We start from the raw sequence: 13,200 nt of genomic DNA on the forward strand, positions 1-13,200 counted from the left end.
GAAGAACCGATTACTGCTTGGCGGCCGGAGCCGAAGCGTCAGCAGCCGGAGCCGAGGCGTCAGCAGCCGGGGCCGAAGCGTCAGCAGCCGGAGCGACCGGGGCTTCAGCAGCCGGAGCCGAAGCTTCAGCAGCAGGAGCGGTGGCAGCCGGAGCAGCCGTGTCAGCGGCCGGAGCGGCAGCTTCTTCCTTCTTGCCGCAAGCAGCGAGAGCAACAGCGGCCAGCAGCGATGCGATCAGGAGAGACTTCTTCATTGTTCGTCCTTTAACTTGTAATAACGAAAAACAGGCGATGAATAATTACCGGTAATTATCGCTCTTGAACTGCAAAATTAGGCCCTCCCGGGTGCCGACATATGCAGTGGTCCACAGTACTAGCCAGCCAACGATTATATCCGCGTTTTCCCGGCTTGTGTAGCGCCGAAATTTGCTGATTCGCAATGTTACGCATTATTACAGCCGCGGCCCCAATTGCAACCATCCTTCCAGGGTCCAGTGATGGAAGGTTTCCATCAGATCGGGCAGATCGGCACAGGTCTCGACCTCCTGCGCGCTAAGCTGCCGATTATCGGCCAACTTCTTCAGCCACGGCATCAATTCAGCCGGCGGCTCGTAGGCTTCTCCATTCAGGAAGAAATTGGCCCGGTCGTAAAGCGCAATCGATGCCGGGGCCAGTACCACCCCATGCCGGGACGCCAGTGTCGCATAACGGCGCAACGGCATGTCAGCGATCTCTGCAAATTCAACGCCAGGCTTGGGTTCGGACAGATGGCTGCCCAGGAATTCCGACACCATCTGGCTGTTCCATTGCAATGCCTTGAGCCGTTCCGCCACCGCCTTGGCCATGCCGGCCGGCAATTGCGCGGGACGCGTCGCGGCGCGCTCGCCGGCATCGGCATAACGGCCGCCGAGTTCTTCGTTGTCCTCCACCGTTTCCGACAGCCACGCCAGGAAGTGCCCGGCCAATTCACGATAGGCGGGCGCACGGAAACCGATCGAGCAGGTCATGCATTCGCCCTCGGCAATACCATCGTGCGCATATTGCGGCGGCAGGTACAGCATGTCGCCCGGTTCCAGCACCCATTCCTGTTCGGCGCTGAAGTCGGCAAGAATCTTCAGCGGCATGTCGGGAATCAGTTCGAGGCTGGTCTGCGACGAAATGCGCCAGCGGCGCCGGCCCGAGACTTGCAGCAGGAATACGTCATAGGAATCGAAGTGCGGGCCCACGCCGCCGCCGTCGGTGGCGTAGCTGATCATCACGTCGTCGAGGCGGGCATCGGGCACGAAGCGGAAGCGGCCCATCAGTTCCGCCGCGGCGGCATCGTGCAGGTTGACGCCCTGCACCAGCAGGGTCCACTGGCGGGTCTTGACGCCGGGCAGGTTTTCGCGCGCAAATGGACCGTGCGCGAGCTTCCAGCGGTTGCGGAAGTGCGTCACCAGGCGCGATTCGACATCGTCGCGATCGGCGAGATCGAAAAGCGCATCGCGCGACACCGGCGGCACAATTCCCGGCACCGCCTGTCGAATGAGCAAGGGCTTGCGATGCCAGACATCCCGCATGAATGCAGCAGGCGTCATGCCACCAAGCAGGTCGAGCGGAGTGTCTGGATCGACGGGGCCAGGGGGCAGGGCCTGCGCGTATAATGCGGAATCGTTCATGGAGTCAAGAATTGAAAATCGCTAAGAACACGGTGGTGTCCGTGATGTACAAGCTATCGGACGCGCAAGGCAATCTGATCGAGGAGTCAGATGAAGCCATGGTCTATTTGCACGGCGGGTATGATGGCACGTTCCCCAAGATCGAGGAAGCGCTCGACGGCCATGACACCGGCTTCGAGACCCAGCTGCAGCTGGAGCCGGAAGACGCGTTCGGCGACTACGATGCCGACCTGGTGAAGGTGGAGCCGCGCAACCGCTTCCCCGAGCCGCTCGAAGTCGGCATGCAGTTCGAAGGCATGCCCGAGGACGGCGACGAAGAAGACTCCATTATCTACACCGTGACCGACGTGGCCGAAGACAAGGTCGTGCTGGACGGCAACCATCCGCTGGCCGGCATGGCGCTGCGCTTCTGGCTGAAGGTGTCGGAAGTGCGCGAAGCCACCGCCGAGGAAGTCGAGCATGGCCACGCCCACGGCGCCTCGGGCGTTGAAGTGGTGGACGAGGACGAGGACGACGATACCCCGCGCACGCTGCACTGAGCTTGCGCTTGCAGTGGTGTCACCAGGAAGCCGGCCGTTGCCGGCTTCTTTGCTTTGGGTGCGCGGTCAGTTCGGCGCCGGGGCGTCCTTCAGTACCACCGCGAACGGCGACGCCGCGGCCGGCGTGATCACCAGCTCGGCCCATTGCGAGACCGTGCTGGTCGGCAGCGACACGCGCGTGAAGTTCTGCATCACCTTGCCGGCCGTATCGCGCAGCGGCTTGTCGATGCCGAAGCCGGCGTCGGCGCCGCTGCCGGCCGCGTGCACCAGCAGAACCTGGCCGTTGAAACGCGCGCTCAGGTCGCGCAGCTGCCGCTTGAATTCCAGATAGCCATCCCGCGTGCGATGGCGCATGAAGCCATCGAGCAGCGTGGGCCGTCCCTTCTTCTCCCAGCCGTTGGCGAAATGCGGGTCGGCGTGCGCCACCACGACGATGCCATTCAGGTCGCGCTGGCGCGCCACCGAGAACGCCCGCGCCAGCCACTGCCGGTTGGCTTCGCGCCGGTCCTCGAATTCGCCGTTGCGGCCGCCCTCGTCGCGGTAGTGGTTGTTGTCGCCCGGCACGTTCAGGCCGACGATCAGCACGTCGCCGATGCTGATGCGCATGTTCTCGCGGAAGCTGCGGAACAGCGCCTGGTCCGATTGCCGCACCAGCGGCCGCGGCTGGCGTCCGAGCGTGGCGTCTTCCGGAAAGAACAGTTCGCGCAGCCGGTTCAGCCGCTCGACCGGGTCGAAGCTGCCGTTGACCGGCAGCCGGCACTCGGACCAGTCGGTTTCGCCCGGCACATAGACCAGCGGCAGCGGCGACTGGTTCAGCAACTGCTGGCGGCTGCCGAGCACGGCGTCGCTGCACGATTCGGTATCGCCCTTGATGCCGCCGGCATGGATGACGAGGTTCAGCTTGCGCTCGGCGAAGTGGTCGAGCAGCGCCGTCATATTGGCCTCGGCGGCGGGCCATTGCGGCAGGTCTGCGATCAGCGCGACGCGCACCACCTGCGGCTTGGCCGGTGCCCGCGCCGCCAGCGCCTGCGGCGCGGCAGCCGCGATGGCAGCCAGGCACAGCCAGGGCAGCAGCAGGGTCGGCAGGGCCCGGCGCAGCGCGTTCATACCCTATCGACCGCCTCGCCCGCCAGCGCCTTGAGCCGGTACAGCGCCTCCAGTGCCGCGCGCGGCGTCAGGGCGTCCGGGTCCAGGTTGTCCAGCGCGTCGATCACGGCAGCCTGCTCCGGCGCCAGCGCGGCGGGGAGGGTATCGGCAGCCGTGCTGGCGTCGCCATCGTCGTAAGGATCGTCGTCGTCGGGCGTCGGCGGCGCGGCGAACAGGTCCAGCTGCGGCGTCGGCGTGGCGTCGGCGGATTGCTGCTCCAGCCAGGCCAGGTGCTTGCGCGCGGCGCGGATCACCGGCTGCGGCACGCCGGCCAGTTGCGCCACCTGCAGGCCGTAGCTCTGGCTGGCCGGGCCATCCTGCACCGCATGCAGGAACACGATGCCGTCGCCATGCTCGACCGCCGACAGGTGCACGTTGGCCGCCTGCGGGAACTCCTGCGGCAGCTGCGTCAGTTCGAAGTAATGCGTGGCGAACAGGGTATGGCTGCGGTTGTGCGACAGCAGGTGGCGCGCGATCGCCCAGGCCAGCGCCAGGCCGTCGAAGGTCGAGGTGCCGCGGCCGATCTCGTCCATCAGCACCAGCGATGCCGGGGTGGCGTGGTGCAGGATGCCGGCGGCCTCGGTCATCTCGACCATGAAGGTCGAGCGTCCGCCAGCCAGGTCATCGGCGGCGCCGATGCGGGTGAAGATGCGGTCGATCGGCCCGATCACTGCGCGCCGCGCCGGCACATAGGCGCCGACGCAGGCCAGCAGCACGATCAGCGCGGTCTGGCGCATGAAGGTCGATTTACCGCCCATGTTGGGGCCGGTGATCAGCAACAGCTTGCGCGCCTCGTTGAGCTGGCAGTCGTTGGCGATAAACGCGACCGACTCCGCCGCGAGCTGGCCCTCGACCACCGGGTGCCGCCCCTGCACGATATCGACCACGTTCTCGGCAACGCGCTCCGGCGCCGACCAGTCCAGCGTCTGCGCGCGCTCGGCCAGCGCGGCCAGCACGTCCAGCCGCGCCAGCGCGCCGGCGACGCGCTGCAGCTCGCCGATATGCGGCAGCAGCGCCTGCAGCAGGCCGTCGTAGAGCTGCTTCTCGCGCGCCAGCGCGCGGTCCTGCGCCGACAGCGCCTTGTCTTCGAAGGCCTTCAGCTCGGGCGTGATGTAGCGCTCGGCGTTCTTCAGGGTCTGGCGGCGGCGGTAGTCGTCGGGCACCTTGTCGGCCTGGCCGTTGGTGACCTCGATATAGAAGCCATGCACGCGGTTGAACTCGACGCGCAGGTTGGCAATGCCGGTGCGGGCGCGCTCGCGCGCTTCCAGGTCGATCAGGAACTGGCCGCAGTTTTCGGAGATATCGCGCAGCTCGTCGAGCTCGGCATCGAAGCCGCGCGCGATCACGCCGCCGTCGCGCACCACGGTCGCCGGCTCTTCGGCCACGGCGCGCACCAGCAGGTCCAGGCAGTCCTGCGGCACGGCCAGGTCCTGCACGGTCTGCGCCAGCAGCACGCTGCCCTGGTCGTCGCGCAGGCAGGCCTGCACCTCGGGCAGCGCGCGCAGCGTGTCGCGCAGCGACGACAGGTCGCGCGGGCGCGCGTTGAGCAGCGCCAGCCGCGAGGTGATGCGCTCGACGTCGGCGAGCCGGCGCAGCGCCGCGCGCAGCGCGTCGGTGCCCTGGTCGATCAGCACGCCGATGGCCTGCTGGCGCGCCTGCGGCACCGCCGGGTCGTGCAGCGGGTGGTGCAGCCAGTGGCGCAGCGCGCGGCTGCCCATCGCGGTGCAGCAGGTGTCCAGCAGCGAGAACAGCGTCGGCGACTCGCCGCCGCGCAGCGTTTCGGTCAGTTCCAGGTTGCGCCGCGTGGCGGAATCCAGCCCGACGTACTCCGATTCGCGCTCGACCTTGACGCCCTGCACATGGCGCAGCGACTGGCCCTGCGTGGTGGCGGCGTAGTTCAGCAGCGCGCCGGCCGCGCCCAGCGCGGCGCCCAGCCCGGCACAGCCGAACGGGTCCAGGCTGGCCACGCCCAGCTGCTCGCGCAGGCGGCGCGTGCCGGCGTCCTGGTCGAAATGCCATTCCGGCAGGCGCGTGCGCGCGCACGCCAGCGCCGGCAGTTCGATGCCATCGGCATACAGCAGCTCGGCCGGGCGGATGCGCTCCAGCTCGCGGCCCAGCAGCGCCGCTTCGCATTCCATCAGGCGCAGCTCGCCGCTGGCCAGGTTCAGCCACGCCAGGCCGGTCTTGCTGACGCCGCGGCGCGTGGTCTGCTGGTGCACGGCCATCAGGAACGTGTCGGCCTTGTCGGGCAGCAGCGCGGCGTCGGTCAGCGTGCCGGGGGTGACGATGCGCACCACCTTGCGCTCCACCGGGCCCTTGCTGGTGGCGGGGTCGCCGATCTGCTCGCAGATCGCCACCGACTCGCCCAGCTTCACCAGCCGCGCCAGGTACTGGTCCGCCGAATGGAAGGGGATGCCGGCCATGCGGATCGGCACGCCATTCGACGCGCCGCGCGCGGTCAGCGTGATGTCGAGCAGGCGCGCGGCCTTCTCGGCGTCGTCATGAAAGAGTTCGTAGAAGTCACCCATGCGGTAGAACAGCAGGGTGTCGGGGTGGTCCGCCTTGATGCGCAGGTATTGCTGCATCATGGGCGTGTGGCGGCTGCCTGCGGCGTCTGCCTGTGCCTGTTCAGGGTCGGTTTTCTTCTGCAATCCCATTGCCATTTAGCCTGTCTGGCGGTGGGCCTGCGTCGTGCCGCCCGAACCGCGCCGAGCGCACCTTGCATGCCGCGGAAAAGCGCGTCCGCGGGGGCGGGCCGGGCGCTGCTCCGGCGGCCTGTGGCCGCGGCACGAAGGGGCGTTTTCGAGTATGGGCGATATGGTACAGCACGGTGGTGCCGCCGAAGGGGCGGCGCTGTGTCGGATCGATGCGCCGGATCGATGCCGGATCAGCGGAATACCAGCACCGGGATGTCGCTATGGGACAGCACCTTCTGCGTCTCGCTGCCGAGCAGCAGCCCGCTGAGTCCGCGGCGGCCGTGCGAGGCCATGAAGATGACATCGCAGCCCAGGTCCGTGGCGGCATGGATGATGCCTTGATACGGTGCCGAAGCGCTGGAGACGTGGCCGCTGCATGGCACGCCGGCCAGCGCGGCCGCGGCCTCGACCCGGGCCAGTTCCCGGCGTGCCTCCGCTTCCACGCGCTGCTGGTAGGCGTCGCGCTTTTCGTGCGAGCTGTCGCTGGTCAGCACATAGGGATAGCTCTCGACGCACATGTACGGCGTGAGCCGTGCCGCCGCGGTGCGGGCGAACTGGATGGCGGCGGAGACGGCCTGGTGCGACAGCTCCGAGCCGTCGACGGGGAGCAGGATGTGCTTGAACATGCGGTCCTTTTTCTGTTGTGCGAGGCGAATGGCGTGCGGCGTTGCCGCGCCACGCTCAGTTGGCCAGCGCGCGGCCGACGATCAGCGGGTCCGGCTGGCCGATGGCGGTGGTGTCGCGGTTGGCATAGGGAAAGCGCGACAGGATGTAGCGCAGCGCATTGAGCCGCGCGCGCTTCTTGCAATCCGAGCGGATCACGGTCCAGGGCGCATCGGCGGTATCGGTATGCGCGAACATGGCTTCCTTGGCGCGGGTGTAGTCGTCCCATTTGTCGAGCGAGGCGACGTCGACCGGGCTGAGCTTCCATTGCTTGAGCGGATGGATCTCGCGCTCGCGGAAGCGCCGGCGCTGCTCGTTCTGGCTGACCGAGAACCAGAACTTGAACAGGTGGATGCCGCTGCGCACCAGGTGCCGCTCGAAATCCGGCGCCTGCTGCAGGAAGTCCTGGTATTCGCGCGTCGAGCAAAAGCCCATCACGTGCTCGACGCCGGCGCGGTTGTACCAGGAACGGTCGAACAGCACGATCTCGCCCGCGGACGGCAGGTGTTGCACGTAGCGCTGGAAGTACCATTGCCCGCGTTCGGCTTCAGTGGGTTTTTCCAGTGCCACCACGCGGGCGCCGCGCGGGTTCATGTGTTCCATGAAGCGTTTGATGGTGCCGCCCTTGCCGGCGGCGTCGCGGCCTTCGAACAGGATCACCACGCGCTCGCCGCTCTCGCGCACCCAGGCCTGGAACTTGAGCAGTTCGACCTGCAGGCGGTACTTCTGTTTCTCGTAGTTGCGGCGCGACATCAGGTTCTGGTACGGGTAGGCGCCTTCGCGCCAGCCCGCGGACAGCTCGTCGTCCGGGTGGCGCTGGCGACCGGCCTGCCAGGCGGCCGGGTCGCCCTCGAGGATCAGGCTGCGCAGTTGCGCGGCCTCGTCCGGCGCCAGGCCGTCGAGCAGCGTGCGGAGGGCGCCCAGCATGCCGGTGCCGTCGCCGGCCTTGCTGGCCAGGATGTCCCGCATGCCGCTGGCCGCCACTTGCACCGCGGCTTCGATGGAGTTGTCGACCTCATTGCGCTGGGCCGACAGCGCCGAACGGGTGGGCAGCACATCGCCGCGGGAGGTGGCGCGGGGCCGGGCTGCGGTGGGGATGCGGGGCGGCTCGATGTCGTGATCGGTCATCTGCGCGCCTCCGTCAGGCGGTGGTGTGGCGCAGGATTTCGTAGAGCTGGTCCTTGAGCAGCAGCTTTTCTTTCTTCAGCCGCTCGATCTCGAAGTGGGACGCCGGTACCAGGCCCGCTTCCATGTTGTGGATTTCCTGGTCGAGCGAATTGTGCCGGTGGAACAGCCGCGCAAAGCGGGCGTCGTGCGTCTTGAGGGCGGTGATCTGGTCGCGGTACTCGGGAAACATGCTGGCTCTCCTGTGGCTGGATCCGTGCGCACGTTGCGTGGCGCATGGATTCATTCTGGTGAGCGCAGGGCGGCGCGGCCTTGACCAGGATCATGGCTCGCCGGGGAATGAGACGAGGCCCCGAACGCGGGGCGCACCGGCGGCGATCCCATAAAAACAAACGCCCGCCGGAATGCGGCGGGCGTGCTGGCATGGCCGCTCAGGCCATCTGCCGCGGTCAGGCGGCGCTGGGCTTGACGTTATCCAGCGAGTACGGCGACAGCAGGCGCACCATCTGCGCGAACGCCTTGGGGTTGCCGGCCAGCACTTCGCCCTGTTCCATCTGGCGCGGCTCGCCGGCGTAGTTGCCGACCAGGCCGCCCGATTCGGTGATCAGCAGCATGCCGGCGGCCATGTCCCACGGCTGCAGCCCGCGCTCGAAGAAGCCGTCGAGGCGGCCGCAGGCGACGTAGGCCAGGTCCAGCGCCGCGGCGCCGGGGCGGCGCAGGCCGGCGCAGCTGCGCGTCATCAGCGAGAAGATCTCCAGGTACTCGTCCACGCCTTCCAGGTCGCGGTACGGGAAGCCCGTGCCGATCAGGCAGTCGGCCAGCTTGTCGCGGCGGGTGACGCGGATGCGGCGGTTGTTGAGGAAGGCGCCGGCACCCTTGGTGGCGGTGAACAGTTCGTCGCGGGTGGGATCGTAGACTACCGCCTGCACCGGCGTGCCGCGGTGCAGCTGGGCGATCGAGACCGCGTACTGCGGGAAGCCGTGGATGAAGTTGGTGGTGCCGTCGAGCGGGTCGATGACCCAGGTGTATTCGTGGCTGTCTTCGCCCTCGGCCCAGGACTGGCCGGACTCTTCCGCTAGAATGCCGTGTTCCGGGTAGGCCGTGCGCAGGACCTCGATGATCGCGGCTTCGGCGGCGCGGTCCACCTCGGTAACGAAATCGTTGTGTTGCTTGCGCGAGACGCGCACCAGATCGACGTCGAGCGACGCGCGGTTGATGATGGATCCCGCCTTGCGGGCCGCCTTGATGGCGATATTGAGCATCGGATGCATGAATCTCTCCAGGCCGGCCACGACCGCGCGGCGGGGCGCCAAAGCGCCGCACGCCCGCTCATGGGCAGCTGACAACACAACGGATTGTAGAAGAACGTGGGGCGTCGCCTGGCCGATTGGCCTTGCTGCAAGACGCTTCGCAAAAGTGTCGCGAACGTCTCGCGGGCATGCATAAACCTGGCGCCGCGCCAAAGAAGAACCCCGAATTGTATATGAACCCGGCAATTGATACGAGCCAGCCCGCCATCCCCGGCTCCGGCTCCGGCGCCGACGCTGACGCAGACGCCTTCGGCCGCGTGCGCTTCGTGCTGGTGGAAACCAGCCATCCCGGCAACGTCGGCTCGGTGGCGCGGGCGATCAAGACCATGGGCTTCGGCAGCCTGGTGCTGGTCTCGCCGCGCGAACCCGACGTGCTGCGGCACCCCGATGCGGTGGCCATGGCCAGCGGCGCCGACGACGTGCTCGCCGCCGCGGTGATCGTCGACCAGGTCGACGCCGCGCTGGCCGGGTCCGCGCTGACCGTGGCCATGACCGCGCGCCAGCGCGAGTTCGGCCCGCCGCGGCTGCTGCCGCGCGCCGCCGCCGCGCGTGCGCGCCAGACGCTGGGCGGCAGCGCCGAGGTCGCCTTCGTATTCGGCAACGAGCGCTATGGCCTGCCCAACGAGGTGGTGGAGCGCTGCAACGCCGTGACCCATATCCCCGCCAATCCCGCCTACGCCTCGCTGAACCTGGCGCAGGCGGTGCAGCTGATCGCCTACGAAATGCGGCTGGCGCTGCTGGAGGCGGCCCCGGACGCGGGCGCCAATATCGGCTATGCTGGCGAGCCGGCCACGGCCGAGCAGGTCGAGGCCATGTTCGGCCACCTGCAGACCGGGCTGGAGGCAATCGGATTCCTCGATCCGGCCCATCCCCGCAAGCTGATGACCCGGCTGCGCCGGCTGCTGGCGCGCAGCGGCCTCGAGCGCGAGGAAGTGAACATCCTGCGCGGCATCGCCAAGCACATGCTGATCGCCGCGCAGAACCAGAACCAGCCTGGTCCGCAAGCGGACCGGTGACAGGAGCAAAGGACTGTGGCAGCAACCCGTGCTGATGCGATCAGGAACCAGGCCAGCGCATGCCGATGCGGCGCGGCCGGGTGTCCTGCCGCCGCGGGTGGACGCATGCCCGGTCGATGTTGATCGCAGCATCCAAGCAATGTCCCTGGCGGATCAGGGGCCAAACGCCGGCGCCGCAAGGCGGGCCGGTAAATCACTTACACTCCTGATCCTGTCTTCACCGGCCCCCGACCGCGCCGGCGACCCCGCCCCGGGCCCTGGCCCGCGTGGCGCGGCGCACCGCGCGGCACCACGACACGACCAAGATGTTCTCTCGCCTGAAGGAAGATATCGACACGATCATGCTGCGCGATCCCGCCGCGCGCAGCCGCCTGGAAGTGCTGACCTGCTATCCGGGCCTGCACGCCGTGCTGCTGCACCGGCTCGCGCACACGTGCTGGCGCGCGGGCTGGCACTGGCTGGGCCGCTGGATTTCGCACTGGTCGCGCTTTTTCACCGGCATCGAGATCCATCCGGCGGCGACGCTGGGCCGGCGCGTGTTCATCGACCACGGCATGGGCGTGGTGATCGGCGAGACCGCGCAGATCGGCGACGATTGCACCATCTACCAGGGCGTGACGCTGGGCGGCACGTCGCTGTACAAGGGCCAGAAGCGGCATCCGACGCTCGGCGTCGGCGTGGTGGTCAGCGCCGGCGCCAAGGTGCTGGGCGGATTCGTGGTAGGCGACGGTGCGCGCGTGGGCTCCAACGCGGTGGTGCTCAAGCCGGTGCCGCCGGGCGCGACCGCGGTCGGCATTCCGGCCCGCATCATCCTGCCGGATGCGCCGTCGGTGCAGCAGGGCGCCAGGCAGGAGTTCTCGGCCTATGGCATCACGCCCAACGCGGATGACCCGGTGTCCTTGGCGCTGAAGAGCCTGATCGACAATGCCGCGCTCCAGCATGACCGCATCGAGGCGGTGCTGGCGGCGCTCGACCGGCTGGGCGAACACCTGGAAAACACGCCGAACGACCCGTTCGATGCCAGCGAGCTGCGCAAGCTGATGAAGTAAGGGCGCGAGCGACGGCTGGAGGCGTTCAGTCGGTCTGCGGCAGCAGCCGGAAGCCGTCGCGGTCCAGTTGCAGCAACGCGGCGCGCGGATGCGCGCCATCCAGGTCCCAGTCGGTCAGTACCCAGCGCACGCCCGCGGCGTCTTCATGGCGGGCAGGGCGATGGGTATGGCCATGGACCAGCAGCCGCGAGCCGGCAGCACCGAGCAACTCGGCCGCCGCGGCGGGCGCGACATCCCCATAGACCATCGGTACCGCCGTGCCGGCACTGCGTTGCCTGGCGCGGTTGCCTTCGCTGTCCGCGCGCAGCTTGCGCGCGACCGCCAGGCGCGCGCGCAGCGGCAGCGCCAGGAACACGCGCTGCACCCAGCGCTTGCGGGTCCAGCGGCGAAAGCGGTTGTAGCGTTCGTCGTCGATGCACAGCATGTCGCCGTGGCTCAGCACCACGCGCTCGCCGGCGCAATCGATCACGGTGGGGTCGGGCAGCAGCGTGGCGCCGGCGGCGCCGGCAAAGCGCGTGCCCAGCAGGAAGTCGCGGTTGCCGTGCATCAGGTACACCGCCACGCCGCGCGCGGCGAGCGCGCGCAGCGCGAGCGCCACGCGTTGCGCGAACGGCGTATCGGTTTCTTCGTCGCCGACCCAGAATTCAAAGAAGTCGCCCAGGATGAAAAGCGTGCGCGCGTGCGCGGCGGCGCGCTCGAGCGTGCGCTCGAAGGCCGCCAGCGTGCGCGGCATGCCGGGCGTCAGATGCAGGTCTGAAATGAACCACGCCGGCGCCTGTACCTCGAGGGGACCGGCCACCGGCGTGTGGGAGATTGCGGTCATGCGTGGTGTCGGGAGGGAAAGGCCGGCACGCGGGCGCGCACGGCACCGCAATCGGCAGGCACAGGCTTATTCGACGACGACGGCTTTCTCGATCACCACGTCTTCGAGCGGCACGTCCTGGTGGAAGCCCGAGCTGCCGGTGCGCACGCCCTTGATCTGCTCGACCACGTCGGTGCCGTCGACGACCTTGCCGAACACGGCATAGCCGAAGCCCTGCGGGGTCGGCGACGAGAAGTTGAGGAAGTCGTTGTCGACCACGTTGATGAAGAACTGCGCGGTGGCCGAGTGCGGCGCATTGGTGCGCGCCATCGCCACGGTGTAGCGGTCGTTCTTCAGGCCGTTGCCGGCTTCGTTCTCGATCGGGGCATCGGTGTCCTTTTGCTTCATGCCGGGCTCGAAGCCGCCGCCCTGGATCATGAAGTTCTTGATCACGCGGTGGAAAACGGTGTTGTCGTAGTGGCCCTTGCGGACATACGACAGGAAGTTCTCAACCGTTTTCGGGGCCTTCTCGGCGTCGAGTTCCAGGGTGATCACACCCTTGTTGGTCTGGAGCTGTACCTTGGACATGGCGGTTTCCTCTGTTCGGTAATTATTTGACGACGGTGGCCGACTCGATCACGATCGGCGCGGCCGGCACGTTGCGCATCGGGCCGTAGGCGGTGGTCGGCACGGTCTTGATCTTGTCGATCGTGTCCATGCCTTCCACCACCTTGCCGAACACGGCATAGCCGTTACCGTCCGGCTGCGGGTAGTCGAGATTCGGATTATCCACCACATTGACGAAGAACTGCGCGGTGGCCGAATCCGGGTTGCTGGTGCGCGCCATGGCAACCGTGCCGGCCTTGTTCTTCAGGCCGCTGCGGGCTTCCAGCGGGATCGGCGCGCGCGTGGGCTTTTCCTTCATGTCGCGGTCGAAGCCGCCGCCCTGCACCATGAAGCCGTTGATCACGCGGTGGAAGATGGTGCCACTGTAGAAGCCGCTCTTCACATATTCCAGGAAGTTCGCGACGGTCTTGGGCGCGGCCTCGGGATAGAGCTCGACCGTGAACTTGCCGGCACTGGTGACGAACTGGACGCGCTCGGCGGCCTTCTGCTGGGCCAGCGCGCTGAACGAAGACAGCGCCAGCGCGCCGGCGGCCACGCCGGCCAGGAGGATGCGACGGGAACGGATCATGG

The 13,200-nt window shown here is 67.8% G+C and carries 14 protein-coding genes; 3 read left to right on the forward strand and 11 right to left on the reverse strand.

The features are described 5' to 3' along the window. Positions 1–10: 10 nt before the first annotated feature. Together CBM2594_RS26805 and CBM2594_RS06915 are read right to left on the reverse strand one after the other, a co-directional pair. Positions 11–253, reverse strand: a complete 243-nt coding sequence (locus CBM2594_RS26805) for a hypothetical protein (RefSeq protein ID WP_092313758.1) — start codon at positions 251–253, stop codon at positions 11–13. 198 nt (positions 254–451) lie between these two features. Then, the gene (locus tag CBM2594_RS06915) at positions 452–1,657 is read right to left on the reverse strand and encodes a cupin domain-containing protein (RefSeq protein WP_198048106.1); all 1,206 of its coding nucleotides are present in this window, start codon (positions 1,655–1,657) and stop codon (positions 452–454) included. 11 nt (positions 1,658–1,668) lie between these two features. Between CBM2594_RS06915 and CBM2594_RS06920 the strand changes: the two genes are divergently transcribed. Beyond that, a complete protein-coding gene (locus tag CBM2594_RS06920) occupies positions 1,669–2,196 on the forward strand; it encodes an FKBP-type peptidyl-prolyl cis-trans isomerase (RefSeq protein WP_112775382.1) in 528 nt (175 codons plus the stop codon). A gap of 66 nt (positions 2,197–2,262) precedes the next feature. On the opposite strand, the gene CBM2594_RS06925 is transcribed toward CBM2594_RS06920, so the two are convergent. From CBM2594_RS06925 to CBM2594_RS06950, 6 genes are all read right to left on the reverse strand, one after another. After that, positions 2,263–3,303 (reverse strand): hypothetical protein, encoded by a 1,041-nt coding sequence (locus CBM2594_RS06925; RefSeq protein ID WP_116356190.1) that lies wholly within the window; start codon positions 3,301–3,303, stop codon positions 2,263–2,265. After that, positions 3,300–5,999 carry a DNA mismatch repair protein MutS gene (mutS, locus tag CBM2594_RS06930; RefSeq protein WP_232346627.1) on the reverse strand — a complete coding sequence of 900 codons (2,700 nt, stop codon included), beginning with the start codon at positions 5,997–5,999 and terminating at the stop codon, positions 3,300–3,302. The genes CBM2594_RS06925 and mutS overlap by 4 nt, the downstream gene beginning before the upstream one ends. 230 nt (positions 6,000–6,229) lie before the next feature. Then, positions 6,230–6,664: a universal stress protein gene (locus CBM2594_RS06935; RefSeq protein ID WP_116356192.1), complete on the reverse strand. Its 435-nt coding sequence runs from the start codon at positions 6,662–6,664 to the stop codon at positions 6,230–6,232. A gap of 55 nt (positions 6,665–6,719) precedes the next feature. Continuing rightward, positions 6,720–7,829 carry a polyphosphate kinase 2 gene (ppk2, locus tag CBM2594_RS06940; RefSeq protein ID WP_116356193.1) on the reverse strand — a complete coding sequence of 370 codons (1,110 nt, stop codon included), beginning with the start codon at positions 7,827–7,829 and terminating at the stop codon, positions 6,720–6,722. A gap of 13 nt (positions 7,830–7,842) precedes the next feature. Then, positions 7,843–8,058, reverse strand: coding sequence for a YdcH family protein (locus tag CBM2594_RS06945; protein ID WP_116356194.1), 216 nt, complete (start codon positions 8,056–8,058; stop codon positions 7,843–7,845). 217 nt (positions 8,059–8,275) lie between these two features. Then, entirely contained in the window at positions 8,276–9,097 is an 822-nt protein-coding gene (locus CBM2594_RS06950; protein ID WP_116356195.1) for an inositol monophosphatase family protein, read from the reverse strand. Positions 9,098–9,309: 212 nt separating this feature from the next. Here CBM2594_RS06950 and CBM2594_RS06955 point away from each other — a divergent pair, with 212 nt between their 5' ends. Together CBM2594_RS06955 and cysE are read left to right on the forward strand one after the other, a co-directional pair. Then, positions 9,310–10,152, forward strand: a complete 843-nt coding sequence (locus CBM2594_RS06955; RefSeq protein WP_116357720.1) for a TrmJ/YjtD family RNA methyltransferase — start codon at positions 9,310–9,312, stop codon at positions 10,150–10,152. 305 nt (positions 10,153–10,457) lie between these two features. Then, positions 10,458–11,201 carry a serine O-acetyltransferase gene (cysE, locus tag CBM2594_RS06960; RefSeq protein WP_116357721.1) on the forward strand — a complete coding sequence of 248 codons (744 nt, stop codon included), beginning with the start codon at positions 10,458–10,460 and terminating at the stop codon, positions 11,199–11,201. A gap of 25 nt (positions 11,202–11,226) precedes the next feature. On the opposite strand, the gene CBM2594_RS06965 is transcribed toward cysE, so the two are convergent. The 3 genes from CBM2594_RS06965 to CBM2594_RS06975 form a co-directional block, all read right to left on the reverse strand. Beyond that, positions 11,227–12,024, reverse strand: a complete 798-nt coding sequence (locus tag CBM2594_RS06965) for a UDP-2,3-diacylglucosamine diphosphatase (protein WP_116356196.1) — start codon at positions 12,022–12,024, stop codon at positions 11,227–11,229. Positions 12,025–12,090: 66 nt separating this feature from the next. Then, positions 12,091–12,591, reverse strand: a complete 501-nt coding sequence (locus CBM2594_RS06970; RefSeq protein WP_116356197.1) for a peptidylprolyl isomerase — start codon at positions 12,589–12,591, stop codon at positions 12,091–12,093. A gap of 22 nt (positions 12,592–12,613) precedes the next feature. Further along, the gene (locus tag CBM2594_RS06975) at positions 12,614–13,198 is read right to left on the reverse strand and encodes a peptidylprolyl isomerase (protein ID WP_116356198.1); all 585 of its coding nucleotides are present in this window, start codon (positions 13,196–13,198) and stop codon (positions 12,614–12,616) included. Positions 13,199–13,200: the final 2 nt, after the last annotated feature.

The organism is Cupriavidus taiwanensis, assembly GCF_900249755.1.
GTDB lineage: Bacteria > Pseudomonadota > Gammaproteobacteria > Burkholderiales > Burkholderiaceae > Cupriavidus > Cupriavidus taiwanensis_D.

Bases quoted from the DNA above. Each gene is read 5' to 3' on its own strand.
- CBM2594_RS26805 (WP_092313758.1), bottom strand. From the start codon at position 253: ATGAAGAAGTCTCTCCTGATCGCATCGCTGCTGGCCGCTGTTGCTCTC.
- CBM2594_RS06915 (WP_198048106.1), bottom strand. From the start codon at position 1,657: ATGAACGATTCCGCATTATACGCGCAGGCCCTGCCCCCTGGCCCCGTC.
- CBM2594_RS06925 (WP_116356190.1), bottom strand. From the start codon at position 3,303: ATGAACGCGCTGCGCCGGGCCCTGCCGACCCTGCTGCTGCCCTGGCTG.
- mutS (WP_232346627.1), bottom strand. From the start codon at position 5,999: ATGGGATTGCAGAAGAAAACCGACCCTGAACAGGCACAGGCAGACGCC.
- CBM2594_RS06935 (WP_116356192.1), bottom strand. From the start codon at position 6,664: ATGTTCAAGCACATCCTGCTCCCCGTCGACGGCTCGGAGCTGTCGCAC.
- ppk2 (WP_116356193.1), bottom strand. From the start codon at position 7,829: ATGACCGATCACGACATCGAGCCGCCCCGCATCCCCACCGCAGCCCGG.
- CBM2594_RS06945 (WP_116356194.1), bottom strand. From the start codon at position 8,058: ATGTTTCCCGAGTACCGCGACCAGATCACCGCCCTCAAGACGCACGAC.
- CBM2594_RS06950 (WP_116356195.1), bottom strand. From the start codon at position 9,097: ATGCATCCGATGCTCAATATCGCCATCAAGGCGGCCCGCAAGGCGGGA.
- CBM2594_RS06955 (WP_116357720.1), top strand. From the start codon at position 9,310: ATGAACCCGGCAATTGATACGAGCCAGCCCGCCATCCCCGGCTCCGGC.
- cysE (WP_116357721.1), top strand. From the start codon at position 10,458: ATGTTCTCTCGCCTGAAGGAAGATATCGACACGATCATGCTGCGCGAT.
- CBM2594_RS06965 (WP_116356196.1), bottom strand. From the start codon at position 12,024: ATGACCGCAATCTCCCACACGCCGGTGGCCGGTCCCCTCGAGGTACAG.
- CBM2594_RS06970 (WP_116356197.1), bottom strand. From the start codon at position 12,591: ATGTCCAAGGTACAGCTCCAGACCAACAAGGGTGTGATCACCCTGGAA.
- CBM2594_RS06975 (WP_116356198.1), bottom strand. From the start codon at position 13,198: ATGATCCGTTCCCGTCGCATCCTCCTGGCCGGCGTGGCCGCCGGCGCG.